General features: G+C 70.9%; 31 protein-coding genes, 1 tRNA gene and 1 pseudogene. 15 read left to right on the plus strand and 18 right to left on the minus strand.

All coding sequences use genetic code 11. The annotated features are described in order from the left end of the window. Positions 1-12: 12 nt before the first annotated feature. From Z052_RS06315 to fer, 3 genes are all read right to left on the minus strand, one after another. Positions 13-1,248, minus strand: a complete 1,236-nt coding sequence (locus Z052_RS06315; RefSeq protein ID WP_094519837.1) for a TIGR04347 family pseudo-SAM/SPASM protein — start codon at positions 1,246-1,248, stop codon at positions 13-15. Then, the gene (locus Z052_RS06320) at positions 1,245-1,640 is read right to left on the minus strand and encodes an Htur_1727 family rSAM-partnered candidate RiPP (RefSeq protein ID WP_094495534.1); all 396 of its coding nucleotides are present in this window, start codon (positions 1,638-1,640) and stop codon (positions 1,245-1,247) included. Before Z052_RS06320 ends, Z052_RS06315 begins: the two co-directional genes overlap by 4 nt. 215 nt (positions 1,641-1,855) lie before the next feature. Further along, positions 1,856-2,245, minus strand: coding sequence for a ferredoxin Fer (gene fer, locus Z052_RS06325; RefSeq protein ID WP_049931604.1), 390 nt, complete (start codon positions 2,243-2,245; stop codon positions 1,856-1,858). 264 nt (positions 2,246-2,509) lie between these two features. Between fer and Z052_RS06330 the strand changes: the two genes are divergently transcribed. Next, the gene (locus Z052_RS06330) at positions 2,510-3,379 is read left to right on the plus strand and encodes a CheF family chemotaxis protein (protein WP_049931605.1); all 870 of its coding nucleotides are present in this window, start codon (positions 2,510-2,512) and stop codon (positions 3,377-3,379) included. A gap of 79 nt (positions 3,380-3,458) precedes the next feature. Beyond that, positions 3,459-4,373 (plus strand): hypothetical protein, encoded by a 915-nt coding sequence (locus tag Z052_RS06335; protein ID WP_049931606.1) that lies wholly within the window; start codon positions 3,459-3,461, stop codon positions 4,371-4,373. Positions 4,374-4,491: 118 nt separating this feature from the next. On the opposite strand, the gene Z052_RS06340 is transcribed toward Z052_RS06335, so the two are convergent. Both Z052_RS06340 and Z052_RS06345 read right to left on the minus strand, forming a co-directional pair. Then, a complete protein-coding gene (locus Z052_RS06340) occupies positions 4,492-5,394 on the minus strand; it encodes an MOSC domain-containing protein (protein ID WP_094519836.1) in 903 nt (300 codons plus the stop codon). An 82-nt stretch (positions 5,395-5,476) separates the two neighbouring features. After that, entirely contained in the window at positions 5,477-6,289 is an 813-nt protein-coding gene (locus Z052_RS06345) for a hypothetical protein (RefSeq protein ID WP_094519835.1), read from the minus strand. 100 nt (positions 6,290-6,389) lie between these two features. Between Z052_RS06345 and Z052_RS06350 the strand changes: the two genes are divergently transcribed. Next, entirely contained in the window at positions 6,390-6,785 is a 396-nt protein-coding gene (locus tag Z052_RS06350) for a CopG family ribbon-helix-helix protein (RefSeq protein WP_049931609.1), read from the plus strand. Between the two features lie 31 nt (positions 6,786-6,816). Beyond that, positions 6,817-7,167 (plus strand): annotated as a pseudogene (locus tag Z052_RS06355) (type II toxin-antitoxin system PemK/MazF family toxin); the annotation flags it as partial. Here the strand turns inward: Z052_RS06355 and Z052_RS06360 are convergent. From Z052_RS06360 to Z052_RS06380, 5 genes are all read right to left on the minus strand, one after another. Further along, on the minus strand, positions 7,164-7,457 hold the full coding sequence (locus Z052_RS06360) for a chorismate mutase (protein WP_049931610.1): 294 nt from the start codon (positions 7,455-7,457) through the stop codon (positions 7,164-7,166). The pseudogene Z052_RS06355 and the gene Z052_RS06360 overlap by 4 nt on opposite strands. A 32-nt stretch (positions 7,458-7,489) precedes the next feature. Beyond that, positions 7,490-8,449, minus strand: coding sequence for a shikimate kinase (locus tag Z052_RS06365; protein ID WP_094519834.1), 960 nt, complete (start codon positions 8,447-8,449; stop codon positions 7,490-7,492). 88 nt (positions 8,450-8,537) lie between these two features. Further along, a complete protein-coding gene (locus Z052_RS06370) occupies positions 8,538-9,170 on the minus strand; it encodes a hypothetical protein (protein ID WP_094519833.1) in 633 nt (210 codons plus the stop codon). Beyond that, on the minus strand, positions 9,167-9,628 hold the full coding sequence (locus Z052_RS06375) for a hypothetical protein (protein ID WP_049931614.1): 462 nt from the start codon (positions 9,626-9,628) through the stop codon (positions 9,167-9,169). Before Z052_RS06375 ends, Z052_RS06370 begins: the two co-directional genes overlap by 4 nt. Further along, a complete protein-coding gene (locus Z052_RS06380; RefSeq protein WP_094519832.1) occupies positions 9,625-11,007 on the minus strand; it encodes a hypothetical protein in 1,383 nt (460 codons plus the stop codon). Before Z052_RS06380 ends, Z052_RS06375 begins: the two co-directional genes overlap by 4 nt. Positions 11,008-11,164: 157 nt before the next feature. Between Z052_RS06380 and Z052_RS06385 the strand changes: the two genes are divergently transcribed. From Z052_RS06385 to Z052_RS06405, 5 genes are all read left to right on the plus strand, one after another. Further along, positions 11,165-11,623 carry a DUF5796 family protein gene (locus Z052_RS06385; RefSeq protein ID WP_094519831.1) on the plus strand — a complete coding sequence of 153 codons (459 nt, stop codon included), beginning with the start codon at positions 11,165-11,167 and terminating at the stop codon, positions 11,621-11,623. A 25-nt stretch (positions 11,624-11,648) separates the two neighbouring features. Beyond that, complete coding sequence (locus tag Z052_RS06390; RefSeq protein WP_094521313.1) at positions 11,649-11,888, plus strand: hypothetical protein; 240 nt, start codon at positions 11,649-11,651, stop codon at positions 11,886-11,888. 79 nt (positions 11,889-11,967) lie between these two features. Beyond that, complete coding sequence (locus Z052_RS06395) at positions 11,968-12,324, plus strand: ferredoxin (protein ID WP_086215433.1); 357 nt, start codon at positions 11,968-11,970, stop codon at positions 12,322-12,324. 51 nt (positions 12,325-12,375) lie between these two features. Beyond that, positions 12,376-12,460, plus strand: a tRNA-Leu gene (locus Z052_RS06400). Positions 12,461-12,815: 355 nt separating this feature from the next. Continuing rightward, entirely contained in the window at positions 12,816-13,946 is a 1,131-nt protein-coding gene (locus Z052_RS06405) for an ATP-binding protein (protein ID WP_099288913.1), read from the plus strand. A 171-nt stretch (positions 13,947-14,117) separates the two neighbouring features. On the opposite strand, the gene Z052_RS06410 is transcribed toward Z052_RS06405, so the two are convergent. The 5 genes from Z052_RS06410 to Z052_RS06430 all read right to left on the minus strand — a co-directional run bounded on the left by Z052_RS06410 (position 14,118) and on the right by Z052_RS06430 (position 17,462). Further along, entirely contained in the window at positions 14,118-14,570 is a 453-nt protein-coding gene (locus Z052_RS06410; protein WP_094521302.1) for a MoaD/ThiS family protein, read from the minus strand. Positions 14,571-14,690: 120 nt separating this feature from the next. Then, positions 14,691-15,134, minus strand: coding sequence for a CBS domain-containing protein (locus Z052_RS06415; protein ID WP_049931622.1), 444 nt, complete (start codon positions 15,132-15,134; stop codon positions 14,691-14,693). 105 nt (positions 15,135-15,239) lie between these two features. Beyond that, positions 15,240-16,151, minus strand: coding sequence for a 1,4-dihydroxy-2-naphthoyl-CoA synthase (locus Z052_RS06420; RefSeq protein ID WP_049931623.1), 912 nt, complete (start codon positions 16,149-16,151; stop codon positions 15,240-15,242). A gap of 196 nt (positions 16,152-16,347) precedes the next feature. Continuing rightward, positions 16,348-16,587: a hypothetical protein gene (locus Z052_RS06425; protein ID WP_049931624.1), complete on the minus strand. Its 240-nt coding sequence runs from the start codon at positions 16,585-16,587 to the stop codon at positions 16,348-16,350. 101 nt (positions 16,588-16,688) lie between these two features. Next, complete coding sequence (locus Z052_RS06430; protein WP_049931625.1) at positions 16,689-17,462, minus strand: GTP cyclohydrolase III; 774 nt, start codon at positions 17,460-17,462, stop codon at positions 16,689-16,691. 150 nt (positions 17,463-17,612) lie between these two features. Here Z052_RS06430 and Z052_RS06435 point away from each other — a divergent pair, with 150 nt between their 5' ends. From Z052_RS06435 to Z052_RS06460, 6 genes are all read left to right on the plus strand, one after another. Then, positions 17,613-18,392, plus strand: a complete 780-nt coding sequence (locus tag Z052_RS06435) for an HAD-IIA family hydrolase (protein WP_094521303.1) — start codon at positions 17,613-17,615, stop codon at positions 18,390-18,392. A gap of 349 nt (positions 18,393-18,741) precedes the next feature. After that, positions 18,742-20,076, plus strand: a complete 1,335-nt coding sequence (locus Z052_RS06440; protein ID WP_094521304.1) for a DUF92 domain-containing protein — start codon at positions 18,742-18,744, stop codon at positions 20,074-20,076. A gap of 1 nt (position 20,077) precedes the next feature. Then, a complete protein-coding gene (locus Z052_RS06445) occupies positions 20,078-20,545 on the plus strand; it encodes an N-acetyltransferase (protein ID WP_094495521.1) in 468 nt (155 codons plus the stop codon). Positions 20,546-20,618: 73 nt separating this feature from the next. Next, positions 20,619-21,002, plus strand: coding sequence for a phosphoribosyl-AMP cyclohydrolase (hisI, locus tag Z052_RS06450; protein WP_049931630.1), 384 nt, complete (start codon positions 20,619-20,621; stop codon positions 21,000-21,002). A gap of 3 nt (positions 21,003-21,005) precedes the next feature. Beyond that, positions 21,006-22,181: a hypothetical protein gene (locus Z052_RS06455; protein WP_094521305.1), complete on the plus strand. Its 1,176-nt coding sequence runs from the start codon at positions 21,006-21,008 to the stop codon at positions 22,179-22,181. 73 nt (positions 22,182-22,254) lie between these two features. Then, positions 22,255-22,653, plus strand: coding sequence for a hypothetical protein (locus Z052_RS06460; RefSeq protein ID WP_086220639.1), 399 nt, complete (start codon positions 22,255-22,257; stop codon positions 22,651-22,653). A 72-nt stretch (positions 22,654-22,725) separates the two neighbouring features. Here the strand turns inward: Z052_RS06460 and Z052_RS20435 are convergent, their stop codons facing one another. The 3 genes from Z052_RS20435 to Z052_RS06470 form a co-directional block, all read right to left on the minus strand. Next, positions 22,726-22,893, minus strand: coding sequence for a hypothetical protein (locus Z052_RS20435; RefSeq protein ID WP_167373073.1), 168 nt, complete (start codon positions 22,891-22,893; stop codon positions 22,726-22,728). Between the two features lie 100 nt (positions 22,894-22,993). Next, positions 22,994-23,545, minus strand: a complete 552-nt coding sequence (locus tag Z052_RS06465) for a hypothetical protein (RefSeq protein ID WP_049931633.1) — start codon at positions 23,543-23,545, stop codon at positions 22,994-22,996. Between the two features lie 103 nt (positions 23,546-23,648). Then, on the minus strand, positions 23,649-24,809 hold the full coding sequence (locus Z052_RS06470; protein ID WP_094495519.1) for an acyl-CoA dehydrogenase family protein: 1,161 nt from the start codon (positions 24,807-24,809) through the stop codon (positions 23,649-23,651). Between the last annotated feature and the right edge of the window lie 48 nt (positions 24,810-24,857).

Consider the following 24,857-nt stretch of genomic DNA (forward strand, 5'->3'; position numbering starts at 1 on the left):
CCGGACGGCGACTCAGTCGTCCGCGGGCGCGGACCGGTCGGGGCCGTCGATCCGTGCGAAGGCCTCCTCGCCAGCGCGCTCCGACTCCGTGAGATAGCACTTCGGGTCGGGCGCGAACGGGTCGCCGTGCGCGGAGAGCGCCCGGAGCCGCGAGCCGCCGCGACAGATCGACTGGTACGCGCAGTCGGCGCACCGCCCGGAGAGGTGTTCCTCCCGCTCGCGGAGCCCGGAAAGGAGCGGGTTCGACTCGTCGGACCAGATCGCGCCGAACGAGCGGTCACGGACGTTCCCGGGCGAGTACCCCTGCCAGAACTGCGTCAGGTGGACGTTGCCGACGGGGTCGACGTCGGCGACGCGCTCGCCGGTCGGGTCGCCCCCGTTGCGTTCGAGGTACCGGTAGATGAGCCGGGCGCGATCCTTCCCCATCTCGCGGTCGGCGTACTCGACCAGGTGGCCCGCATCGGCGTAGTTGCCGACGAGCAGGGTCTCTATCTCCTCGCCCCGGTCGTGGTACTCGCGGGTGAGGTCACAGAGGTCGGTGACCGCCTTCCGGGTGGCCTCCGGGGAGAGGTCGACGTCGGAGATGTCGGCGCCGCGGCCGCCGTAATCGAGGTGGTAGAAGCAGAAGCGGTCGACGCCCACGTCGGCGAGCAGGTCGACGACGCCCGCGAGGTCGTCGACGTTGTGCTCGGTGATCGTGTACCGCAGTCCGGTCTTGAGCCCCACGTCGAGGCAGGCCTCGATCCCGCGCACGGCGGCGTCGAACGCGCCCTCCTCGCCCCGGATGCGGTCGTTGCGCTCGGGGAGTCCGTCGACCGAGACGCCGGCGTACTTGAGGCCGGCCTCCTTCAGTTCGCGGGCGCGCTCCCGGGTGAGGAGCGTGCCGTTCGTCGAGAGCACCGGCCGGATTCCGCTGTTGTCGGCGTACGCGACCAGCTCGGTGAGGTCCTCGCGGACGAGGGGCTCGCCGCCGGAGAAGAGGAGGACCGGGACGCCGAACTCGGCGAGGTCGTCGATGAGCGCCTTCCCCTCCGCGGTGGAGAGCTCGTTCGGCGCGCCCGCCTCGTCGGCGCCGGCGTAGCAGTGCTCGCAGTAGAGGTTACACCGCTTCGTGGTGTTCCAGACGACGACCGGACGCTGCTGTACCTCCTCGGTGATCTGCGGCTTCTTCGAGCCGTCGGCCGCGTCGTAGCGGAGCCCGTCGCTCTCGGCGTCGAGCCCGCAGAGCAGCTTGCTGACGGATATCATCGCTGGTCCCCCGCGTCGTCGGCGTCGACCGCGTCGGCCGGGGGCGCGCCGCCGCAGGAGACGGTCGGCGTCCCCTCCGTCTCCTCGTAAACGCGCGGTTCGTCGGCGTCCCCGTCGCCAGCGTCGCTCTCTCCGGCCTCCGTCCCGTCGTCCGCGAGCGACCCGGCGGAAAACCGGGAAACCTCTGCGGCCGGGCACACCCACACGTCGCGGGCGTACCACGCGAAGAGCTTGCTCGCCTCCTCGTGGGCGGCGTCCGGCGTCGGGGCGGCGACGGTTCCGACGTGGCGGAGCGGGTCCGACTCCGCCTCGCGGACGAACACCTCGAAGCGGCGACCGTCGGCCGACCGCGGCCCGTTCGCGCCCTCGCTTCGGTCCGTCTTCTCGACCATACCCCACCGTACGGACGGTTCCCCGAACGGGGTTTCGCGCGTTCCCACGGCCGCGAAATTCGACCGAACGGGTTCGGGCGAGACGGTAACGCGGAGGGGTCGCCGTCCGAGTCGAGCGACGGCGGCAGACCTGCCGCTCCCGGCTCCGAGAGGATCGAGGACCGCGTACGCCGCGATCCCGTGTGAGAGCGGCCGTTACCGAAGGAGAAACCCGATCAGATGACGCGGTTCTGCAGGTAGTCGAGGTGTTTCGCGTTGTAGACGATCTTGACCTCGTCGGTGGCCGGGCTCCCGATACAGGTGAGCCGGACGTTCTTCTCCTCGACCTCCTCGTCGGAGAGGATCTGCTGCATGTCCATCTCGATGTCACCTTCCTTGACGATGGACGCGCAGTTCGCGCACGCGCCGGCGCGGCACGAGAAGGGCCAGTCGTAGCCTTGCGCCTCGGCCGATTCGAGGATGTATTCGCCCTGGTTCACTTCGAGGGTGCCGTAGTCCTCTTCGTCGAGGCCGGCGTCTGCGGCCTCCTCGAAGAGATTATCGTCGTCCATCGACCAGCCGTGGTCGTCGAGCACTTCGTAGTTGAGGTATTCTACTGTGGGCATCACCTGACGGTTTGGTGCCCACCTCATTAGGCTTTGCTGTTCCCCGTCCGCCGCCGCCGAGACGAGAGCCCGACGACCGAACGAGTTCGCTTCCGCGGCCGAACGAGTTCGGCACGTTCCGTCGCCTCGTCCGGGGATCGGGGCGTCGTCGATCGGCCGGGTTCCTCACCGCCGGCGACCTCCGTCCGATCACGTGACTGCGCGTTATCGCGACTGATACGAGGTGAGTAACAATAAATAGCGTACGACGCGCAGAACGTACCGATGGAGGAGTCCGTCGTCGCCGACTTCGTGGGCCGCGTTCACGCGGCGAGCCTGTCCGCCGACGAGCCGGCGACCGGTCGCGTCCTGTTGAGCCAGCGACGGCTGGTCCTCGCGACCGACGACGGCAAGGAGACGATCCCCCTCTCGCGGGTGTTCGACGTCGTCGTCGGGAGCGTCCCCGGCGACCTGCGCTCGTTCTTCAACGACAGCGTCACCGTCGCGTACGAGCGCGACGGGTCGCGGCGCTCGGCGCTCGTGGAAGGCGAACCCGACGACATGGACAAGTTCGTCAGGCTGCTGTTCACGTCCCTGTTGCGGAACGTCACCGTGACGGTGCGACACCCAGCGAAGGTCGGCGGCCGCGTCACGGACGCGACCGACCACCGCGCCTCGGTGTCGGTGTCGCCGGGCGAGATACGGTTCAACAACTGTCCGGACCCGTTCACGGTCGACCTCTCTTCGGTGATCGACTACGAGCGGACGGACCGCACCCTCGGCGGGAAGAAGCGCCCCGCGCTCGTCTTCGAACACGTCGTCGACGACCAGACGGTCACGTCGATCACGACCGTGCCGAACGAGCGCGCGCTCAACATCCTCGGCCGGTACATCAAGATCGAGTACGACGAGGCGATGGAGGACTTGGAGTCCTTCGACCCGACCGAAGAGCAGCTGGAGATCCTCGTCTCTATCTACTCCGCGGGCGGCGAGGCGAACATCGCGGACGTCGTCACCGGCGATGTCGCCCAGACGTCGATGATCCTCGACACGCTCCGAGAGGAGGACCTCGTCGCCGACGGCGACAGCGGGACCACGCTCACCCGCAAGGGACAGATGATCGTGAGCTCGTACCTCGAATCCGTCAACGCCTGAGCGCCGCACGCGGACTTTGGGCCGGACGCGGCGCGCGCTCGGGGGAAGTTTCATAGTCGTGTACCCGTAGGTATCTCTCATGCGAGACAGCAACCACCCCGGCGGCGAGTCGCCGCTCGACGCCGTGGTCCGCGAACGGGGACTCGACGCGCCCGACGGGGCGGGGAAGCCCGATCCGACCGGGGACTCGACGTGTCCGGGCGACGCCGGCGGTTCGGGGCCGCGAGTCGCCCGCGTGCCGGAGAGCCACACCCACGACACGTTCTCTGTCGAGGGGATCGAGACCGACCGCCGCGAGGGGTTACTGGAGACGGTCCTGCGCGACGTCGACGGCGTCAGCGCCGCCTCGGCAACGCGGCGCAACGGGACCGTCGGCGTCCACCACGACCCGTCGCTCTCGCGGGACGCGCTCCGCGGGGAGCTCGAATCCTGCGGCCTCGTCGTCGCGCCCGGCGACGAGGCGTTCGAGTCCCGGCGCGCCTCGCAGTTCGCGTCGGCGCGCGTCGCGGTCGCGACCCTGTTCGGCCTGATGGTCGCGACGCCGTACATCGCAGTGCTGTACCCGACCCGGGTCGAGTGGCTGTTCTACGACCCGGTGACCGTCCAGTACCTTCAGTCGATCCTCGACTCGCAGATGACGACGCACTTCTTCATCAACCTCGGCGCGCTCTCGGGGCTCGCGTTCCTCGTCGCCTGCGGCCCGACGATCCGTCGCGCGGCCGCGGCGGTGCGCGACGGTGAGTTCACCAACGAGGTCGCGTTCGTCGGGGGGGTCGCCGCCCTCTACGGCTACAGCACGCTCACCGCGTTCACCGGGCTGGAGGGCGCGGTCCACTACGACCTGGTCGCGTACGCGGTCGTCGTCGCGACCTTCTGGACGCAGTTCGGCGTCACGGACACCGCGGTCGATCCCGCGTCGCGCGGCGAGTCCGCCGCGGAGCCGGCCGACGCCGACGCGGACGAACCGGTCGCGATGACCGACGGCGGGCGCTGACGCGTCACGGCGGTCGTCACTTTTACTCTCGCGCGCCGGTCCCGCTCTCGACCGTCGCCGGTTCCGCTCGCTGACCCGCCCGCTCGCCTTTTACCGTTCGTGCGTCGCTTCCGGAGAGTCACTCCGCCGCGTCCGCGCCCGCGACGGGCGTCCCGCTCTCGTCGACGGTCATGACGCCGTCGACGGTGACCTCGTCGCCGACGGCGAGGACGTCGCCCCACGATCGCTCCTCGACGACGGTGTTGACCATCAGCCGGAAGTCGTGGTCGAAGCGGTCGCTCGCGGTCCACTCGGGCAGCGTCTCGCGGCGCTTCCGGACGAACCGCTCGCGGAACCCGTCGATCTCGGCCCCCGTGTCCGGGTCGCGAGAGGGGACGACGCAGCGCTGACACGGGTTGACGCCGATCAGCGCCGTGTCGCCGACCGCGACGCAGACGCCCTCCCCGTGGTCGGCGAACAGCCTGTCCTCGAAGAACGCCGGGCAGTCGTCCAACACGACGTTCGGGCGGAGCCGCCGGCGCATCTCCGTCGCGTCCGCCACGTCCTCGAACCACGAGGCGACGGTCGCCAGCGTCGCCCGCGAAACCACCGTCGGCCCGCGCGCGGCGCGGTCGTCGGGGAAGCCGCCCGCGTCGTCTCGCACGAGGTCGACCGCGTACCCGAGGTACTCGCCGACCCAGTCGGCCAGCGCGTCGCCTTCGTCGGGGAGCGCGAAGGTGCGCTCGTCGGCCGGGGCGCGTTCCGTCGCCGGTCGCGAGAGCGTCACGGCCGTCGGCGTGGCGTCGGGCGGGCCGGCGAGTTCGTACTCGGCGCTGAGCCCGTGGATCGCCGGCTCGCTCTTCCCGTTGACGTAGCCGCCGCCACCGCTGACGGAGGCGCGCTCCGGGTCGACGCCGGCCTCGACGAGCGCGTACGTGCGGTCGCCGCGGAGCGCGCCCTCGGGGCCGATCGCGGCGCGGTCGACGGCGACGCCGTCACAGGACTTCAGGGGATACGCGAGGAGTTCGGCGACGCGTGTCATACCGCGAGTTCGACGGGCCGGATAAAAAGCGATCGGCCGACGGGGGCGTCCCCGCCGGACGGTGGTCGCGCGCGACGACGGGTCAGAACAGCCCGGCGATGAACCCGACGCCCATGACGACGAGGACCGCCGCGGAGAACGCGGGCAGGTACGGGGTGTACCGCTCGACGCGCTCCCGAGAGCGGTGGTAGCCGGCGATCAGCAGCAACGTGAGTCCGACGATACCCGCGATGACGGTGAGCGCGTAGGCGCTCATCAGTTCGAGACAGTAGTTCGACCCGGCACAGAGCGCGATGATCTCGAACTCCTCCTCGTGGGCGAACCCGAGGACGAACGCGAACCACGCGATTCCGAGCAGGCCGCGGTCGGCCCCCTCGTCGAAGCCGCCGTGCGAGTGGCCGCCGACGAACGGGAGAAGCCGCTTCAATCGAGCGAGGCGTCCGTCGTCGTCATCGTGGTCGTGGCTGTGGTCGTGGTTGTGGCTGTGGTCGCGATCGTGGCCGTGGGCGTGAGCGTCGTGATCGTCCGACGCCTCAAGAGAGCCGTGAGAGTGCCCGTGGACGTACTCGCGGACACCGAGCCCGATCAGCAGCGCGCCGGCGACGAGGCTGACCGGCCCACCGATCTGGACGCCGCCGAGCACCGTGATCGGCTCGTTGACCTGCGTGAGATCGAAGTAGCTCTTCGCGTAGAAGAAGACGACGACCATCGCGATGCTGCTCACGAGGTGGCCGAGGCCGATGATGGCGCTCGCCGCGAACCCGTACAGCCACTTGTTGGTCTGGTCGAGGGCGTAGGAGGCGGCGACCGGCCAGCCGTGGCCCGGTTCGACGCCGTGGACCGCGCCGAGGAGGACCGCGCCCGCGAGCGGGCCGAACAGTTCACTTGAGAGCATACGCGGCGCTCCGAGCGGGCGGGGTTTAGCGGTTGTTAGTACCGAACCGGGTGAATCGTCATAACGAACCTCTTGTACTCGCGGGATCCACGACGGCACAATGCGAACGAGCTTCAACGTCCCGGACGACCTCGTCGACGAGTTCGATCGGACGTGGCGGGAGGAGGGGATCGAGAACAGGTCGCGGGCGGTCCGCGAGGCGATGCGCGAGTTCGTGGAGTCGCACTCGCGGCTCGAAGACACGACCGGCGAGGTGGTCGCGCTCGTCGGCTTCGACTACCGCCACCACGAGGTCATCCGGGAGCTCCACGGCGCGCAACACGAGTATCAGGACGTGATCCTCAACACGAGTCACACCCACCAGGGCGAGTGGTGTCTGGAGTCGCTGTTCTGCCGCGGCGACGCCGAGCGCGTCCGACAGCTCACGTACCGGCTCCGCGACTTCGACGCCGTCCGTCGAGTGAAGGTGATGCTGATTCGGGACGGCCCCGACTGACCGGGACGAGGTTCCCGAGTGGTAATCGAGGAACGTTCGCCGCGGCGATGTCGTCATCGTCGAGTTCGATCCGACGGAGGGCTCGGAGCAGAGAGGGACGCGGCCCTGCGTAGTCGTCCAGAACGATATCGGGAACGAGAACGATCCGACGACCATCGTCGTTCCGATCACGACATCGCGGGGAGACGAACTGTGTCCCTTCGAGATGCGTATTCCGGTCGCGGAGTCGCCGCTTCGGGAGGATTCGGTCGCGCTCTGTAGTCAAATTCGCACGGTGCCTATCGAACACCGCATTACCAACAGCAGTGGTTCCGTCCCGGAATCTCGAACGAAGGAAGTCGACGAGGCGCTCAGGTATGGCCTCGGCCTGATCGATCCCTAGCGATTCTCTCGCTGTTCGACCTTGTTCAATTCGATCAACAGCCGGAAGATCGCCTTCACGAGGTTCGCGTCGACGTCGAAGCGCTCGGCGTTCTCCCCGGCGCGCTCCATCACGCGCTCCTCCTGCCCCTCGTCGGTGGTCGGGAGGTCGCGCTCCTCCTTCACTGCCGCGACGGTGTCGGCGACGTACGTCCGGCGGGCGATCAGCTCGACTATCTCGCGGTCGATGTCCTCTATCTCGTGTCGCAGTTCGTCGAGGCTCCGGTCCTCCGCGTTGGGTGTGTCGCTCATTGGTAGTAGGGTCAGTGATCTGTCGCGGGCGCTCACTCGACGGTCGCGCCGTCGGCTCTCGTCGTCGTTCGCCGCAGCGTTCCGGGACGGTCGGCCCAGGCGTCGGCGACCGCGTCGAGGTCGGTCTCGGGATCGGCCGGGTCCGCGACGGCGACGACGCTCGGGCCGGTCCCCGACAGCGACACCGCGGTCGCGTGCGGCATCGCCTCGACCGCGGGGTCGGCGTCGAAGCCGAGCGCGGCGGAGAACGCCAGCCCGTTCACCGTCATCGCCTCGCCGTACCGGCCGTCGAACACGAGGTCGGTGACGAGGTCAGCCATGGGCGCGACGGCCTCGCAGCGCGCCACGTCGGCGTCCGCGCTGTAGGCGCGCTCGGGCGGCGTCCAGACGAGAACGTCCCAGTCGACTGTCTCGCGGGCGCGGAGTTCGTCGGCGTCGTTGTCGGTGACGGTGACGCCGCCGAGCATCGACGCGGTCGCGTCGTCGAACGCGCCGGTGACCGTGACGCCGACCTCGCGGGCCGCTCGCACGCCAAGTCGACAGGCCTCCAGGCGGGTCACGTCGACCGCGGGGTCGTCCGGGTCGTCGCCGACCGCGTCGTCACTTGCGCGGCCGTCGTCGCCGACCGCGTCGCCACTTGCGCGGCCGCCGTCGCCGACCACGAGCCCGAGCGCGTCGCAGGTCGCGAGGACGGTCGCGTTGGCGGCCGCGCTGGAGCTTTTCAGCCCCGCCGCAAGCGGCACGTCGCTGTCGGTCCGGACGGTGCCGCCCTCGTCGTCGCCCCAGCGGTCGGTCGCGAGGCTCACGCAGCGCTCGATCAGGTCGGTGTCGGCGTCGGGGTCCTCGGCGATCTCGCCCGCGACGCCGTCGGCCGCGGGGTCGAGGTCGACCGCCGCGCGCGTCTCGACGTCGATGCCGAAGGCGGCGCCCGTGCCGGTCGCGAGCGCGTTCAACACGGTCCCGGCGCCGAGCGCCGCCGCCCGTCCTTCCATGGGTTCACGGCTCGCGAGCGCGGACAAAGAGGTAGCGATCACGGCGAGTCTCTCTGTCAGGGAGGCCGGGCGCACCGGTTCCGGGGTATCAGAGCGGTTCCGCGCGCCTGACGGCCGCGTCGACCGCGTACCGCTCGGCGTCGGGTCGGACGGGCGTCCCGCCGGTCTCGAACCGGATCGTCACCTCGAACGACCGCGATCTCGTCCCGTCGAACCGGTCGTCGCGGGGGAAGCGTCGCGTGACGGACGCGAACCCGACCGCCTCGCGCTCGTCTGAGCCCCGCGGGACGGCGTACGCGTCGGCCCGGAACTCGATCGTTCCGTACTCGAATCGCCCCGCGTTCTCGACGGTCAAGCGGGCCCTGACCCGCGTCCAGCCGCCGCCCTGCGTCACGTCGCGGACCGTCGCGTCGGTGACGACGAGCCCTGACCCGTCGGGGTTGACCTCGTCGGGCGTCGCTTCCTCGGCGCCGCCGTCGGACCCGCCTCCGTCGCCGTCGGATCCGGTCTCGTCGCCGTCGGACCCGCCTCCGTCGTTCGCGTCCGAGCCGCCGGTCGTCCCGTTCTCGGTCTGTCGAGGGGTCGAGCCGCCCTCCTCCGAGGTCACCAGACAGCCGGCGAGCAGCCCGGCGACGCCGACCGCGACGACGCCCCGCCGCGACGCTCGCCGGACGGGTCGGTCGGCGTCCCGGCTGTCCGCCCCGTCCGCGGAACGGGTCATCGCATCACCGTCCCGAGGACCCCGGTCGACGCGCCGACGGCCGCGGCGACGAACGCCGTCGCGACCGTCGGCACGAACGCGTCCGCCAGCCCGTGCGCCTGCGCGGCGGCGTCGCCCTGCGAGACGACGATCATGGTGACCGCGACCAGGCCGTACGCCAGCGCGCCGAGTCCCGTTCCGAGCCCGCATGTCACAGCCGCGGCGGTGACGCCGCGGGCACGGGACCCGACGAGGACGCCGAGGACGCCGGCCAGCGGGACCGCGCCGACGAGGACCGCCGCGGTCACGGCGAGGTACGACTGGGCGACGAACACGGGTCCGAAGCGCGCGGTCTCGCCGGTCGCGGCGGTCGCCAGCGCCGCCTCCGCCCAGCCCGTCGCGGCCGCGCCGACGATGCCGGCGCCGGCGCCGACGAGGGCGAACGCCGCGGCCACGAGGCCGATCTCGTTCGCGTTCACGCGCCGGTCACCCACCCGTGCCGTAGTCGGCCGTGCCAGCCCGTCCGCTCCTCCCACGCGTCGCCGGAGAAGCCGGTGGCGAGTAGGAACTCGCCCGCTCGGACGAGGTAGCCGTACTGGACGCCGGCGTGCTCGTCGAAGCCGTACCGCTCTCCCTCCGCCTCGCGGTGATAGAAGCGGTACCAGGGGGTCGGGCCGCCGTCGTCCCCAATTCCCCCGGCGGCGGCCGTGCCGTTCTCGGTCGCCGAGCCGTTCTCGGTCGCCGAACTGTTCCCGCTGAAGTCGGAACCGGCGAGCGTCGCCTCCGGGTCGATCGGCGCGCGCCCCTCCGTGGCGCCCTCGTCGAGGGCGGTCGAGAGCCGCGCGTCGGCGGTCTCCGCGTCCGGGTACCGCTGGACGTACACCGGGACCCCGTCCAGTTCGCGGGCCCAACCGCGGAACGTCTCTTCGGGCCGATTCCCCGCTGGCGGGCGGCGGGCGAACGAGAAGAACAGCTCCTCGACGCGGTCGGCGGGCCGCGGGATCGGGCCGAGGCGGGCACGCAGTTCGCGCCGGCGATCGGCACTAAGGGCGTCGCCGTAGATGCGCGGGACGCGGTCGCGGTCGATCTCATCTCGGTCGTACGGCCGGTGCGCGAACGTCGAGAAGCCGCGGCTCGCGACGGCGAGTTCGACGAGCGTCCCGGTCGTGACGCGACCCCGCTCGGGATTGTCCGGCGGGAGCGGCGCCAGCAGCCTCCGGAACAGGCGGTTGTGGATCGGGTTCCGCGAGAACTGTGCCTCGACGTAGAGGGTGGTTCCCATGCCCGCCAGCCCGGTGCGCAACCGGTCGAGTTCTTCGAGGGCGCGGTCCACGTCGCCGCGGGGCGCGAACTCGCGTAAGACCTCGACGTGGCGGTCGACTCGGTCACGGATCCGGGACCCGGGCGAGAAGTGCGGTTCGAGGGCCTCGGCCGCGCGGGACGCCGCGGTCTCCCCCGCGGCGGCGACCGCGTCGACCTGTTCGGTCGCGATCGCCGCCTCCTCGTCGACGGTCGCCCGGACCGACCGGACCGTCGAGACCGCCTCGGCGACAGCGTCGCGGTAGGTCGCGACCGCGTCCGGGTACTCGGTCGCGAACCACACCGCGTCGTCGACGACCTCGCGCGTCGCGTCAGCGAGCGCGGCGTTCGTCACCGGCGGGTCGCCGTCGGCGTCCGCCGGGTCGTCGGAGGGGGGGTCCTCTGGCGGGTCGTCGGCGTCGCCCCCGTCTCCCCCGTCGCCCGGCGCGTCGGCGGCCTCGGGCGCGTCGGGATACTCGACGCCCTCGACGCCGAGGCACCCGGCGGTCCCGACGAGGGCGGCGCCGACGCCTAAGAGCGCCCGTCGCGTCCGTTGCATGACACGCACTCCCCGCGGCAGGAACTTAAATGTGGTACGCCGATTCTCGCTGTTGAGGGCGCGCCCGCAGTCCGGCGGTCCGACCGGCAGCCGAGCGACGCGTTGGGGCCGAGGGCCGAGCGCGTCCCTTTTGAGGCCGGCACCCCGAGCGTCGCGTATGTCCGCGCCATCACGCAGCGACGTGCCGCCGACCTCGATCGGCGTCGACCTCCGCGAGGAGGGCGTCGTCGTCGAGTACCTCGACGGCCGAACGACCCTCTACCGGGGCGCCCCCGACTCCGCCAAGGGGTCGGTCACCGCCGGTCCCGGCAAGGAGACGCACGTGCTCGTCACCGACCCGACGGAGACGGAGGGCGTGATGACGTACGTGAACGATTACAAGACCGACGACGAGATCCTCGAGGAGTCCGGCGTCGGTCGCGTCATCGTCGAGGACGGCGATCGCGACGAGGTGTTCCCCGGCGTGATCGTCGGTCGGGACGGTAAGCGCAACGAGGTCGTCGCCGATCCCGAGGTCGCCGGCGGGCGCGTGTTCGTCTTCGTCGAGGACGGTTGGACCGAGGGGAGCTACGAGATCGTCGAGGGCCCGGAGGACGGGCTCGACGCGCACCGGTGACCCCGACGCCGACGGGACCCTTCTGATGAGCCTCGCGAAACCCTGGCGCGAACTCGACCGCTCGACCGTCGGGAGCGCGCCCGATCGCTACGCACTCTACGAACTCGGCGATGCCGACGGCGACACGGTCGGGTTCGGCACGGGCGTCCTCCGCGACGAGCTGAAGGAGGCGCTCGCGTACGGCGGCGCCGCGACGGTTCGGTGGGAGCTCGCCGACTCGCCCGACCACGCCGAGCGGCTGCTCGCGGACCACGTCGAGGAGTGACCCACTCGTCCGGTCCGCCCGTCCCGACCGACCGGGAACGACCGACAGACGAAAGGCCCGCGGCCGCCGAGGAGGCGACATGAGCGACGAGGCCGAGACCGACGGCGGCGACGAGGTGCTCCGCGCCAGCGACATCGGCGGCGAGGGGCCGCCGATCGAGGAGAAGCCGTACAAGATCGTCTTCGAGGCGAACAAGTGCTTCGGAGCGGGGAAGTGCGCCGAGGTCGCGGACAACTGGGTGATGGACGTGGCGAGCGGGATGGCGAAGCCGGAGGCGTACTACATCGGCGAGGAGGACCTGGCCGAGAACGTCAGCGCGGCAGAAGCGTGTCCCGCGAAGAAGGATGCGGGCGTGATCCACGTCGTCGACCGGCGGACGGACGAGGAGATCGCGCCGGACCCGCACGGCGACGGGACGCTCTCGGTCGACTGGTAGCGCCCCGGTTTCCGAAAGGGGTTTCACCGCGCCGCCGGTAGCCGAATCCGCGCGGGGGTGGCTGAGCCTGGCCAAAAGCGGCGGACTTAAGATCCGCTCCTGTAGAGGTTCGAGGGTTCGAATCCCTTCCCCCGCACTCCTGCGGCGAGCACTTCGCGAGCCGCGGGTGGAGACAAGGAACGGTTCGAACTAGGGAGCGGGAGGTGAGCGAGCCGCGACGCGGCGAGCGAACGGGAGCGACTGGAGTTCGAATCCCTTCCCCCGCACTCCTGGGGCGAGCACTTCGCGAGCGGCCCGCGAATTAACTGGCACCGTCCACCTGCTCGGCGAGCAGATCTCCACTCCCGATTCCGAATGTCGATACTGGTGGGACCCGCGTCACGGCCCGAACGACCGACCTCGGAGGACCGGAAGCGGTCGCCCGAGCCTAAAGCTATCAGATGCGATAATCTCTCCCGCACAGTTTTGTGAGGGCGGTCGGAGCAGGGGACATGGAAGTTCCGCCCACCGTCCGGGAACACGCCGGCGTGCCGTTACTCGTCGGGATCGGCGGGGGGTTGTTCGCGACGCACGTGTGGCACGCGATCGGCGAGGAAGAGAGCGCCGCGACGTTCCTGTTGGGTATCGTCGCTCCCATGCTCTTCGCCGCCGGCGTCGTAGGCGGCGGCGTCTGGCTGTGGAGGCGGGACACGGACGGCGAGTACGCGCTCAGAGTCAGGAGTTGGTCCGCGGTCGGAGCCGCCGTCCTGGCCGTCGGTGGGGTCCTCGTGATACTGTATCAGCAGCAGTACGGCGTGGTGATGGACGAGCAGGCGTTCGTCGTCGTCAACGCCGCGTCGGGCGGAGCCCTCCTCGGATTCATCGTCGGCGTGTACGACATCCGGCAGCGGAGAGCGGAGGAGAGAGCGACCCGACTCACCCGGCAGCTAACCGTCCTCAACCGCGTCCTCCGTCACGACATCCGTACCAACGCCAACGTCATTCAGGGGAACGCGAGTCTCCTGACCGAGGAGTCGGTCGACACCGACGAGAAGGCCGACACGATCCGACAACAGGCGACCGATCTGGTGAAACTGGGGAAACAGGCCCGGAGCGTCGAGCAGATCCTGACCACGGAGGAGGTCGACCGAGAGTCACAGGAGCTCACCCCCACCGTCGAGGCGTGCTGCGAGCGAGTCCGGCGCGACAATCCGTCGGCGGAGATCGACGTCTCGCTGCCGCCGACGGTGCCCGTCGTCGCGCACCGGCTGATCGACTCGGCGCTGGCGAACGTCATCGAGAACGCGGTCGAACACAACGACAAGGAGACGCCGCGCGTCCGCGTCGAGACCGAGCCCGTCTCGCGGAATGGGACCGACTACGTCGAACTGCGAGTCGCCGACAACGGGCCGGGGATCGCCGAGAGCGAGATCGAGGTGTTGAAGCGCGGCTACGAGACGGACCTCGAACACACGAGCGGGCTCGGCCTCTGGCTCGTCAGCTGGATCGTGGCGCGCTCGGGCGGAGAGGTCCGCTTCGAGGAGAACGATCCCGAGGGCAGCGTCGTCTGCCTGCGACTGGCGCGGGCCGACGGCGGCGCGCGGTCCGTCGGGGGATCGGACACCGCCGCGCCCGCCGTGTAGCGGTCGCCGAGAGCCGTCTCTGCGTTCGACGACTGCTCTCGCCGCTCGGTCAGCGGATCGGCGCGCCGCCATCGGGTGCCGGATTCGGAGGGAGTCGCACGCGCGGCCCCGTGCTCGCGACCGCGGCGGGCGACGCCGGCGGCAACGGCGGGGCGGAGTGGGGCGGTCGCGCTAACAGCAGAACATGAACGGGTAGACCAGGGCGACGCGGTCGCCCGCCTCGAGCTCCGTGTCGAACCCGTTCTCGTTCTCGTTGAAGTGGCCGTTCACGAGGATCCGGGCGTACGTCGTCGTCTGCTCGCCGACCGGGTTCTTCGTCCACGTCCCCGGCGGCTCGTCCGGCGCCGGCGCCCAACCGCTGTGAGTCGCGTCCGCCTCGGTCTCCGCGATGAGCGTCTCCTGGAGCTGCGGATACTCCTCGAACAACTCGTCGAGGAACGCCCGGAGCGTGTCGCCCTCGAACGCGTACTCGAACTCGTGCTCGTCGAGCTCCGTGCGGACGTGGCCGGTACACCGGACGGTGACCGTCGTCTCCGCCTCGGTCGCGGCGGTCGGCGCATCCTCCGGGTCCGTGCCGTCCGCCGCTGTCGGGGGCGACTCCGCCAGTTCGCTGGTCTGAGTCATGTGTCGGCGTACGCCGCCGCCTCGGGTAAGACAGAGTGCGAACATGTTCGCCGGGATAGTGCCGACGGGACGCGGGCACCGTCGGCCGTCGCCCTCTGCGCGCGGGTCGAGCCGCCCGCCTCACTCGTCGAGCCGGTCGGAACGCTCCGACCACCCGGTCGCGTCCGTCGCGAGGTCGTGGACCTCCTTCCGGATCCCCGCGTAGTTGTCGACGATATCCTGCGTGGTGACGATCCCCTCCGGCGTCGTCCCGTCGACGACGACGAGCTTCTTGACGCCCTCCGACCGCATCCGCTTCGTCGCCGTCCGGAGCGTCGCGCTCGGTCGGACCGTGACGAGGGGAGCGCTCGCCGCCTTCCGGACCGGAATCGCCGACAGCGGGTCGTCGGTCGCGTAGCCGGCGCGGAGCACGTCGCTCTCCGTCAGGATCCCGGCCGGCGTCCCGTCGTCGGTGACGACGACGCTGCCGACCCGGTTGCGGAGCATCCGCTCCGTGGCGTCTCGGACCGCGGCGTCGGCCCCGCAGGTCACGAGGTCCGTCGTCATCACCTCCTCGACGAGCATACACTGGGGTACCGCGTCGGCGTACTTGTAGGTGTCTTCGCGGGGCGCGGAACCGGGCGCGGCGCGGAACCGGGCCTCGGCCCCGCGCGGCGCGGCCGCCGCCGCTCAGTAGTGCCAGGGGTACTCGCGGAACCGCGGCTCCCGGCCCTCAAGGAACGCGTCGCGGCCCTCTTGGGCCTCCTCTGTCATGTACGCGAGCCGCGTCGCCTCGCCCGCGAACACCTGCTGGCCGACCATCCCGTCGTCGGCCATGTTGAACGCGTACTTCAGCATCCGCATCGCCGTCGGCGACTTCCGAGTCATCTCGTCGGCCCACTCTAGGGCCACCTCTTCCAAGTCTTCGTGCGGGACGACCTCGTTGACCATGCCCATGTCCGCCGCCTCCTCGGCTGAGTAGGTCTTCCCGCGGAAGAACACCTCGCGGGCCTTCTTCTGGCCGATCTGCTTCGCGAGGTAGGCGGAGCCGAACCCGCCGTCGAACGAGCCCACGTCGGGGTCGGTCTGGAGGAACTGCCCGTGCTCCTCGCTGGCGAGCGTCATGTCGCAGACGACGTGGAGCGAATGACCGCCGCCGACCGCCCAGCCGGGGACGACCGCGACGACGGGCTTCGGCATGAACCGGATCAAGCGCTGGACTTCGAGGATGTGGAGCCGCCCCGCCCGCGCCTCGCGGACGAGGTCGTCGTCGTCGTCGCCCGCCTCGTCGTCGTCGCGGTACTCGTAGCCGGAGCCGCCCCGGACGGACTGGTCGCCCCCCGAGCAGAACGCCCAGCCGCCGTCCTTCTCGGACGGGCCGTTGCCGGTGAGGAGGACGCAGCCGACCTCGGCCTGCTTGCGCGCGTGGTCGAGCGCGGCGTACAACTCGTCGACCGTGCCCGGCCGGAATGCGTTGCGGACCGCGGGGCGGTCGAAGGCGATCCGGACCGCGGGGACGTCGACGGCGCGGTGATAGGTGATGTCGTCGAACTCGTCGGTGACGGGCTCCCACGCGTCGGGATCGAAGATCTCCGAGACCATGCCGGATCGTACGTCCGGACCGTTGATAAACGGCGTCGGATCGACGGACGGAGAACGCGACCGCGCCCGGACCGGGGTGAAGTGAAGCCGTTCGGCTCAGAACGGTGCGCGCTCGGTGCGCCGCACGGCCGGAAGCGGGAGCCGGCTCCGGAGTCCGAGGGGGACGCGGGAGCCGCGACTCGCCCGTCGGGACCCGTCAGTCGTTCTGCGCGTACGCGCCCTTCGGGTGGCCCTTGTGCTGGAGGTTGCGGTTGTCGCGCTTCCGCGTCGCCGTCGCGGGGATGACCTCGCGGGACGGGTCGATCTCGGACCGCGGCATCCCGGTGTACCCGTGGTCGGGATGCTCGGAGCAGTGTGCCATCGCGTCGTGCGAGCCCTCCCACGGGCCCTCGTCACAGCCGTCCGCCGTACAGACGAACACTATCTCCTCTGACATGCTAACCGTGGCTTCCGGGTCGGTGTACAAAAACCCCGTACCAAAATTATCAGACTTGATTTCGGGCCGTGTCCGAGGCGGACCGACGGCGCGGCGGAGGGTCAGTCTCCCGCGGCGGGCGCGCCGAACAGCTCGACGCTCGTCCCGTCGTGTCGGCAGTCTTCGAGGGCGTGCTTGGCCGCGAATCCGGCCTCATGGGCGGACGGGCCGCGGCCAACGCCGACCTGGAGCTCGATGTCCACGTCGTCCTGTACGTGGGTGACCGCCGACGAGAACGCCGCCTCCGGGAGGTCGGGACAGACGGCCACGACGTTGTCGCCGCCGACGAAGAAGGAGAGGGCGCCGTGCGCCTCGCGGAGGTGGCGCATCAGCGAGCCGTACGCCCGTTCGATGTTGATGAACGTGTCGAACTCGTTGAGCCGGTCGGTGTACTTGCCGGTCGCGTTGACGACGTCGAAGTGCGCGATCTGGAGGTCCGACCGCTCCGTCTCCGAGAGGTACTCGCCCGCGAGCACCTCGGTCCGACTCTCGTCCTGCGCGCTGCCCGCGGTCTGGAGCCGCCGGTTCGCCGCTTCGAGCGCGTCGACCGGGCGCTCGGCGACGGCGGTCCCGAGGCTGATACTGACCGGGTAACGGTTGCCGATCGACTCTTGGAGGGTCGCGTGGGCCGCGCCGTCGACGCCGTTGGTCACCGCGATCATGTTGTCGAAGCGAGTGAAAAAGACGTAGGCGTCGCGGTGGCCGAGGAACTGGGCCACGTCGGCGAAGAGCCGCGACTGGAGCGTCTGGAGATCCATCTCACGGCGCGGCTCCGGCGTCGTCGTCCACGGCCCGTAGTTGTCGATCTGGACGAGGGTCACCTGAGTCGTCGTCACAGTGAACGTCGGTACGGAACCCGGCCGCTTTACCCTTCCGTTATCCCGAAGGTGGGATCGGTACCGAGTTCGTGATCGGCGCGGCGGCGGCAGCGGTCCGTTCGCGGACGCGAGCGCAACTCCTAGGACCGTGGCGCCCCCACCACGAATATGGATTTCAGCGGCGCCGTCCTCGACGTCGACGGCACGGTCGTGCGGGGCGACGATCCGATTCCGGGCGCCCCCGCTGGGTACCGCCGCCTCCGGGAGGCCGGCGTCGAGACGCTGTTCGTCTCGAACAACCCGACGAAGGCGCCGCGGGCGTACGTCGACCGGCTCGGTGGGGCGGGGTACGACATCGACGCGGACCGCGTCTTCACCGCGGGCAGCGTGACGACGCGGTACCTGCGGGAGCACCACCGCGACGACGACCTGCTCTGTATCGCCGACCCCGGACTGCTCGACCAGTTCGCCGAGGCTGGGCTCTCGACGACCGACGACGTGGACGCCGCCGACGCGCTGGTCGCCTCCATCGACCGCGAGTTCGACTACGAGGACCTCTGTACCGCGCTCTGGGCCCTAGAGCGCGACATCCCCTTCATCGGTACCGACCCAGACGTGGTGATCCCGGCCCCGGAGCGCGACGTGCCCGGCTCCGGCGCCGTGATCAACGCGATCGCCGGCGTCGCGGAGCGCGACCCCGACGCCGTCCTCGGCAAGCCCTCAGACACCGCGATCGAGATGGTGCGCGAGCGGCTCCCCCACCCCGCCAAGGAGTGTCTCGTCGTCGGCGACCGGCTCGACACCGACATCGCGCTCGGCGAGCGAGCCGGGATGACGACCGTCCTCGTCCGGTCGGGCGTCACCGACGACGCCGACCTCGCGGCGTCCGAGGTCGAGCCGGACCACGTGCTCGACCACCTCGGTCAGATCGACCGAGTCGTCGGCTGAGGAACCCCGAAGCGGTCGGTACCCGTTCGCCGCGTGGGAAACAGTTATGTGCGGTCGAGCGTACCGTTCTCGCATGGGAGTGGTTGACTCACACGAGGACCGGACCGGAGACGACGAGGAGGACCCCGAGGAGTCCGTCCGCGTGGTGGAGGGACACGCGGTCCAGTTCAACGAGTACCGGTACTGACGGGCGAGCGCGTTCGGGCCTGACGGGCGAGGGAATGCGGTTGTGACGCCTGGATCGGTGTCCGCGCTGTCCTGACGGCCGGCGCCGGCGTCCGCGCGGGCCGCGACCGACCGCCCGACGGCTGTCGGGACCGTTAAGTGGTCGTCGCGGGTAGCCGAGGGTGTGATACCGAGGCTCCGACGCGCGAGTACCTTCGCCGCGGTGGCCGCGATCGCGGTCCTCGCGCCGGCGCTCGACACCGCCGCAGCCGTCCCCTTCTTCGCCGTCGCCGGGGCGGCGTTCTTCGGCGTCCGCGACGGCGAGTGGTTCGAGACGCTCGCGCTGCCGGGCGACCGCGAGGCGGAGCGCCTCTACGGCCTCGTCTCCTTCGCGCTCGCCGGCGCGGGCCTCGCGCTGTTCGCGTCGCTGCCGCGCGCGCCGCTGCCGTACGAGGCGTTCGCGGCCGCGACGCTCGCGGTCGGCGCCGGCCGCCTCGGCCGGACGCTCGTCTCCCGCCGGACCGCGGACGAGTTCCCGCTCGTCGCCGGCTACGTGGTCGCCGGCACGGCCGCCGCCCTCGCCGGACAGATCGCGGTGCGCCTTCAGACCGGGGCGCCGGTCGACGGCGCGACGCTCCCGGTCGCGGTGTTCTTCGCGGCGGCCGCGGCGCTGACGGCCGCGCTCGTCCGCTCGCTGGTGTTCTCGCGGGACGCCCATATCACGACGATCCTCGTCGCGTTCGTGACGTGGGGGTTCATCGCCCTGGATCCGACCGTCGACGCCCCCGTCGTCGTCGCCGGCCTCGCGGTGACCGGCGCGCTCGGGTACGTCTCCTTCGCCATCGGCACCGCCTCGGTCGCGGGGATGCTCACCGGGGTCGTCTCGGCGCTGCTCGCGGTCGTCCTCGGCGGCGTCGGCTGGTTCCTTACCCTCATGTCCTTCTACGCGTTCGGGGGGCTCGCCTCGAAGTACCGGTTCGACGAGAAGGCGGCCCGCGGGGTCGCCCAGGAGAACGAGGGGGCCCGCGGCACCGGGAACGTGCTCGCGAACTCGGCGGTCGCGCTCGCGGCGGTGGTCGGCTACGCGGTCGCGCCGCACCTCGCCGTCCCGGCCGCGCCCTTCGGCTTCGCGTTCGCGGGCGCGACCGCGACCGCGATGGCCGACACGCTCTCCTCGGAGATCGGCGGCCTCTACGACGGCCCGCGGCTGGTGACGACGCTCCGCCGCGTCGAGCCCGGGACCGACGGCGCGATCACCTGGCAGGGCGAACTGGCCGGCCTCGCCGGCGCGCTGCTCGTCGGCGCCCTCGCCGCCGGCGGGTCGCCGCTGATCAGCCCGGTGGTCGCCGGCGGCGTCGCGGCGGGCGGGGCCGTCGTCGCGGCCGGCGTCACCGGGATGACCGTCGACAGCCTCCTCGGCGCCCTGATCGAGGGGGATCGCGTCGGGAACCAGTCGGTGAACTTCCTCGCGACGCTCGCCGGCGCCGTCGTCGCCGTCGCGCTCTGGGCGGTGGTGTGAGATGACGGGCGACGGCGACGGCGCCGGGCGAAAACCCGACGCCTCCGGCGATCCCGACCCACGAGTGCGCCCCGGCCGACCCGCCGACGCCGACCGGATCCGCGGGCTCCAGTCGCACCTCAGGCAGCCGAGCCCGGACCTCCTGGAGTACGGCCTCGCGGTTGGCGCCGCCCGCGTGAGCGTCGCCGAGGAACGCGTCGTCGGCTACCTCCTCCCCGTGGACGCGCCGAACCGCCCGGGGCTCCACGTCGCGGAGCTCGTCGTCGCGCCCGGCTTCCGGCGCGAGGGGCGCGCCCGCGGGCTCCTCGACGCGGCGATCGCGGACGCCGACGGCCCCGTCACGCTCCAGGCCCACCCCGACAACGACGCCGCCCGCTCGCTGTACGAGTCGCTCGGCTTCGAGGTCGTCGACCGCCGACCGGACGCGTACGCCGACGGCGACGCGCTCGTGCTGCGATACGTCTCGTAAGGGGTCGGCGGCGCGCTCGTATGCGGGGACCGCAGGCACAAGGACTATTCGAGCGCCACGCCTCCGGACAGCCATGAGTGACGCCGACGCGGAGACGGGGTCGATCGAGGTCGACTTCGGCGAGGACGGGCTGGTGCCGGCGGTCGCCCAGGACGCCGACTCCGGCGAGGTGTTGATGCTCGCGTACGTCTCGCCGGAGGCGCTGGCGCGCACCCGCGAGACCGGCGAGGCGCACTACTACTCCCGGTCCCGCGAAGAGATCTGGCACAAGGGAGATACCTCGGGCCATACCCAGTCGGTCCGGGAGGTCCGGGTCGACTGCGACGCCGACGCGCTGCTGTACCTCGTCGACCAGGCCGGCGGCGCCTGCCACACCGGCCACCGCTCCTGTTTCCACCGGACGGTCGACGGCGAGAACGTCGGCGAGCGCGTCTTCGACCCGGACGAGGTGTACTGACCGATGTCGGGGGAAACCGCCGGCGCCACGTCGGGAGGCGCCGAGGGCGACAAGGACGACCCCGTCCGCGGGGCCGGCGAGGCGGCCGCGCGGCTCCGGGAGCGCTACGACGAACTCCGCCGGATCGAGTCGCGGATCGACGACCACGGGCGGGACCGGGTAGAGGCGGCGGCCGACGCGTACCGCCACGCGCACCGGATCCTCGACCGATACGAGGAGGACGCGGTCGGCTCCGGCGACTTCGAGTCGTACGTCCGGTTCCGCGGCGAGTTCGGGGACGCGGTCGACGTCGACGACGACCTGCCGGCCGCCGAGGCGTTCGAGGCGGCGGACGAGGCGGTCGACAAGCGGCGCCTCTCCGACGAGGACTTCGCGACCGCCCGCGAGGCGCTGGAGCCGGCGGGGGAGTTCGTCGACCTCCTGGAGGCGTACGACGACGCGGTCGACGACTACCGGGCGGGCCGGAAAGCGGCCAAGGAGGCCCGCAAGCGGCTGGAGTCGCGGGTGGAGGAGCTCCGTGAGGTCGCCGACATGGCCGACGCGGACCTCGACGCGGACCTCAACCGCCTCCGCGGGCCGATCGATTCGTACGATGAGGCGGTGATGGAGGCGTTCCGGGAGTTCTTCAAGTCGGCGTCCGCCCGCGAGGTGTTCGACTTCCTCGACCGCGCGGACGCGACTCCCTTCGTCGACGTCGACGTGCCGCCGACCGACCTCGCGGAGTACGTCGAGACGCACGCGGCCGGCGAGGAGCCGCCCGCGACGCTGCTGGAGTACGCCGACTACACGAACTCGAAGCTCGACCACTACGTCGACGACCCGGGCGCGCTCCGCACGGCGGTCGCGGTCCACCGGACGTACCTCGAACGGCTCGACGGCGAGCCGCTGACGCTCGACTGGCCGCCGAAGCCGGGCGACGAGCTCGCCTACGAGATCGACGAGCTGGTCCCGCTCGTCGGGCGGATCGCCGACGACGACGCGGTCGCGACCCTGCGCTCGGTCCGCGAGCTCGCGCGGAGCGACGAGTACGGGCGCCTCCGCCGCGCGGCGGAGGTGCGCCACGCGCTCGACGACGGGGACCTCGCCCTGATCGAGCGCGGCGAGGCCGACGAGCGGCTCGCCGAGGCCGAGCGGACGCGCTCGGTCGTCGACGACGTGTTGAGCGAGACGGAGCGGTGAGCGGCGCGGGCGGCGACCGGATCCCCCGCCGTCGAGTGCGGATTTTTAAGCCTCGTCGCGGCGGAGCACGGGTATGACCCGATTCGACGCCGCGACCGAGGACGAGCGGCTGAAGCTGTTCGCCGACGCCGCGGCCGCGCACCGCGCGCGCTCCGGCGACGTGATGACCGTCGACGTCGACCCCGACAGCGACGACACCGGTGGCGGCGAGGTCCCGCCGTGGATCCAGCTGGCGGGCACGGAGCTGATACTGGACTGTACCGACGAGGAGCTGGAGCGGCTGAAGGCCCTGCTCTCGGAGTTCCCGGAGTTCCGGATCGACGAGCTCGTCAGCCCGGAAGAGGCCGAGGGGACGAACGCGGTCGTCACGGCGCGGTCGGACGCGAACCGCGTCGCCGGGTTCGTCGAGCGCGCCTTCCGAGAGGTGTACGAGCTCGACGCCGAGTACCGGGCGTGGGTGACGGCAATCTGAGGCGGGCGATCGGCAAAGGCGTCACCGACCGGCCGGGCGTTACCGGCCGACCCGAACGTCACCGACCGCGAGTCACTTCGCGAAGTAGCTCGTGAAGTAGCCCGAGAGGAAAGAGCTGATCGCGACCGCGAGGAGGAGGTCGGTCGTGTCGTGGTCGCCGTCGTCGGCCGCGAACCAGGTGACCGCGACGCCGATGCCGAGCGAGATCAGGCCGTTCGCCGTGTCTTCTTTGACTCCCATACCCCCCGTTGGCGGCGGAGCGACAAAACCGATGCGGCGGGTCCGGTCTCGTCCGCACCGCGGCGAGTCGGCGCGGTCGCGCTAGCGCCCTCACCGCCGCTCAGTGGAACCCGCGGTCGACGTCGTCGTCCTCGATCAGGTCGTCGAGCTCGGCGGTGAGCAGCTCCTCGGCCTCCTCGAAGGTGTCGGAGAGTTCGTCGAGCTCGTCGGGCCGTCCGTCGAACTCGTACTCCATCGGGCCGAAGGCGGGGGAGTCGACCGCTTCCATCACGTCCTCAAAGAGGTGGTCCGGGTCGGTCGGCGCCTCGGCGTGGACTCTCAGCGTCTCGGTGAGCCGCGTCGCCATCTCCTCGGCGTGGTCCTCGTCCTCGGGCGCCGTCCGGACCGCGAACCGCCCGTCGCTGTCGGCGTCGGGCAGGAGCGGGTCCAGCCCGTCGTCGACCTTGCGGGCGACCTGCGCTCCGACGCCGCGGAGGTCGCGAGGGTTCTTCGCGTACGTCTTCAGGTGGTAGAGGCCGACGCTCGGGTGACCGAAGTAGAGGTCCTCCCCGAGGCCGCCGCGGCGGGAGCCGGCGACCGCGCGCCAGCCGTCGGGGTCGGTCGAGTCGCTCGCGACATCCGCGAGGATGTCGTCCCAGTCTCGCACGCGCATGTCGGTCGACAGTACGGAAACGCGGGCGCAAGAGCGTGTCGGTGGCGGCGGCGCGCGCCGGAGCGGGTCGTCAGGGCGCGTGGAACGAGGGCGGTCGGCGGGACTACTGGTAGGCCTGAATCCCGGTGAGGTCCTCGCCGAGGATCAGGGTGTGGATGTCGTGGGTCCCCTCGTAGGTGTAGACGGTCTCCATGTTCGCCATGTGGCGCATCGGGGAGTAGTCGGCCGTGATCCCGTTGCCGCCGAGCATCTCGCGGGCGATCCGCGACTGGTCGCGCGCCGTCCGCACGTTGTTGCGCTTGGCCATCGAGACGTGCTGTGGCCGCAGCTCCCCCGCCTCCTTGAGGTCGGCGAGCCGGTGGGCGAGCAGCTGCGCGAGCGTGATCTGCGTCGCCATCTCCGCGAGCTTCTCCTGTTGCATCTGGAAGCCGCCGATCGGCTTGCCGAACTGCTCGCGGTCCGTGGCGTACTCCCGGGCGGTCTCGAAGCAGTCCTGCGCGGCGCCGACGGCGCCCCACGCGATGCCGTAGCGGGCCTGTGTCAGACACGACAGCGGTCCCTTCATCCCCTCGACGCCGGGGAGGCGGTTCTCGGCGGGCACGCGGACGTTCTGGAGGCTGATCTCGCCCGTAATCGACGCCCGGAGGCTGAGCTTCTCGTCGATCTTGTTCGTCGTGACGCCGTCGCGGTCGGTCTCGACGAGGAACCCGCGGACGGGCGTCCCCTCCTCGCCGTGGTCCTTCGCCCACACGACCGCGACGTCCGCGATCGGGGAGTTCGTGATCCACGTCTTCGAGCCGTTCAGGACGTACTCGTCGCCGTCGGGCTCGGCCATCGTCTCCATCGCGGAGGGGTTCGACCCGTGTTCCGGCTCCGTGAGCCCGAAACAGCCGACCGCATCGCCGGTGCCGAGCCGCGGGAGCCACTCCTCTTTCTGCTCGTCGCTGCCGAACGCGTGGATCGGGTACATCACGAGGGCCCCCTGAACGCTCGCCATCGAGCGGAGTCCGGAGTCGCACGCCTCCAGCTCGCGCATCAGCAGGCCGTACGCAGTCTCGCTGACATCGGGTAAGCCGTACCCGTCGAGGTTCGGCGCGTAAAAGCCCATCTCACCCATTTTCGGGATGAGGTCCGTGGGGAACGTCCCCTCGATCCAGTGGTCGCCCATGTCCGGGACCTCCCCGTCGACGAACGAGCGCGCGGAGTCGACGAGCAGGCGCTCCTCCTCGGACAGGGTCGACTCCATGTCGAAGTAATCCAGCATACTATCGCTATCGAACCCAAGAATAAATAACCATAGTTGTGTCCGCCA

Source organism: Halorubrum sp. C191 (assembly GCF_002727095.1).
Classification (GTDB): domain Archaea; phylum Halobacteriota; class Halobacteria; order Halobacteriales; family Haloferacaceae; genus Halorubrum; species Halorubrum ezzemoulense.

Coding starts and splice junctions, on each gene's coding strand:
- Z052_RS06335 (WP_049931606.1), top strand. CDS start 3,459: ATGCGAGACAGCAACCACCCCGGCGGCGAGTCGCCGCTCGACGCCGTG.
- Z052_RS06365 (WP_094519834.1), bottom strand. CDS start 8,449: ATGGAAGGACGGGCGGCGGCGCTCGGCGCCGGGACCGTGTTGAACGCG.
- Z052_RS20435 (WP_167373073.1), bottom strand. CDS start 22,893: ATGGGAGTCAAAGAAGACACGGCGAACGGCCTGATCTCGCTCGGCATC.
- Z052_RS06435 (WP_094521303.1), top strand. CDS start 17,613: ATGGATTTCAGCGGCGCCGTCCTCGACGTCGACGGCACGGTCGTGCGG.
- Z052_RS06460 (WP_086220639.1), top strand. CDS start 22,255: ATGACCCGATTCGACGCCGCGACCGAGGACGAGCGGCTGAAGCTGTTC.
- Z052_RS06425 (WP_049931624.1), bottom strand. CDS start 16,587: ATGTCAGAGGAGATAGTGTTCGTCTGTACGGCGGACGGCTGTGACGAG.
- Z052_RS06420 (WP_049931623.1), bottom strand. CDS start 16,151: ATGGTCTCGGAGATCTTCGATCCCGACGCGTGGGAGCCCGTCACCGAC.
- Z052_RS06405 (WP_099288913.1), top strand. CDS start 12,816: ATGGAAGTTCCGCCCACCGTCCGGGAACACGCCGGCGTGCCGTTACTC.
- Z052_RS06385 (WP_094519831.1), top strand. CDS start 11,165: ATGTCCGCGCCATCACGCAGCGACGTGCCGCCGACCTCGATCGGCGTC.
- fer (WP_049931604.1), bottom strand. CDS start 2,245: ATGCCCACAGTAGAATACCTCAACTACGAAGTGCTCGACGACCACGGC.
- Z052_RS06390 (WP_094521313.1), top strand. CDS start 11,649: ATGAGCCTCGCGAAACCCTGGCGCGAACTCGACCGCTCGACCGTCGGG.
- Z052_RS06340 (WP_094519836.1), bottom strand. CDS start 5,394: ATGACACGCGTCGCCGAACTCCTCGCGTATCCCCTGAAGTCCTGTGAC.
- Z052_RS06410 (WP_094521302.1), bottom strand. CDS start 14,570: ATGACTCAGACCAGCGAACTGGCGGAGTCGCCCCCGACAGCGGCGGAC.
- Z052_RS06370 (WP_094519833.1), bottom strand. CDS start 9,170: ATGACCCGTTCCGCGGACGGGGCGGACAGCCGGGACGCCGACCGACCC.
- Z052_RS06445 (WP_094495521.1), top strand. CDS start 20,078: ATGACGGGCGACGGCGACGGCGCCGGGCGAAAACCCGACGCCTCCGGC.
- Z052_RS06350 (WP_049931609.1), top strand. CDS start 6,390: ATGCGAACGAGCTTCAACGTCCCGGACGACCTCGTCGACGAGTTCGAT.
- Z052_RS06320 (WP_094495534.1), bottom strand. CDS start 1,640: ATGGTCGAGAAGACGGACCGAAGCGAGGGCGCGAACGGGCCGCGGTCG.
- Z052_RS06345 (WP_094519835.1), bottom strand. CDS start 6,289: ATGCTCTCAAGTGAACTGTTCGGCCCGCTCGCGGGCGCGGTCCTCCTC.
- Z052_RS06360 (WP_049931610.1), bottom strand. CDS start 7,457: ATGAGCGACACACCCAACGCGGAGGACCGGAGCCTCGACGAACTGCGA.
- hisI (WP_049931630.1), top strand. CDS start 20,619: ATGAGTGACGCCGACGCGGAGACGGGGTCGATCGAGGTCGACTTCGGC.
- Z052_RS06330 (WP_049931605.1), top strand. CDS start 2,510: ATGGAGGAGTCCGTCGTCGCCGACTTCGTGGGCCGCGTTCACGCGGCG.
- Z052_RS06395 (WP_086215433.1), top strand. CDS start 11,968: ATGAGCGACGAGGCCGAGACCGACGGCGGCGACGAGGTGCTCCGCGCC.
- Z052_RS06455 (WP_094521305.1), top strand. CDS start 21,006: ATGTCGGGGGAAACCGCCGGCGCCACGTCGGGAGGCGCCGAGGGCGAC.
- Z052_RS06465 (WP_049931633.1), bottom strand. CDS start 23,545: ATGCGCGTGCGAGACTGGGACGACATCCTCGCGGATGTCGCGAGCGAC.
- Z052_RS06415 (WP_049931622.1), bottom strand. CDS start 15,134: ATGCTCGTCGAGGAGGTGATGACGACGGACCTCGTGACCTGCGGGGCC.
- Z052_RS06470 (WP_094495519.1), bottom strand. CDS start 24,809: ATGCTGGATTACTTCGACATGGAGTCGACCCTGTCCGAGGAGGAGCGC.
- Z052_RS06380 (WP_094519832.1), bottom strand. CDS start 11,007: ATGCAACGGACGCGACGGGCGCTCTTAGGCGTCGGCGCCGCCCTCGTC.
- Z052_RS06315 (WP_094519837.1), bottom strand. CDS start 1,248: ATGATATCCGTCAGCAAGCTGCTCTGCGGGCTCGACGCCGAGAGCGAC.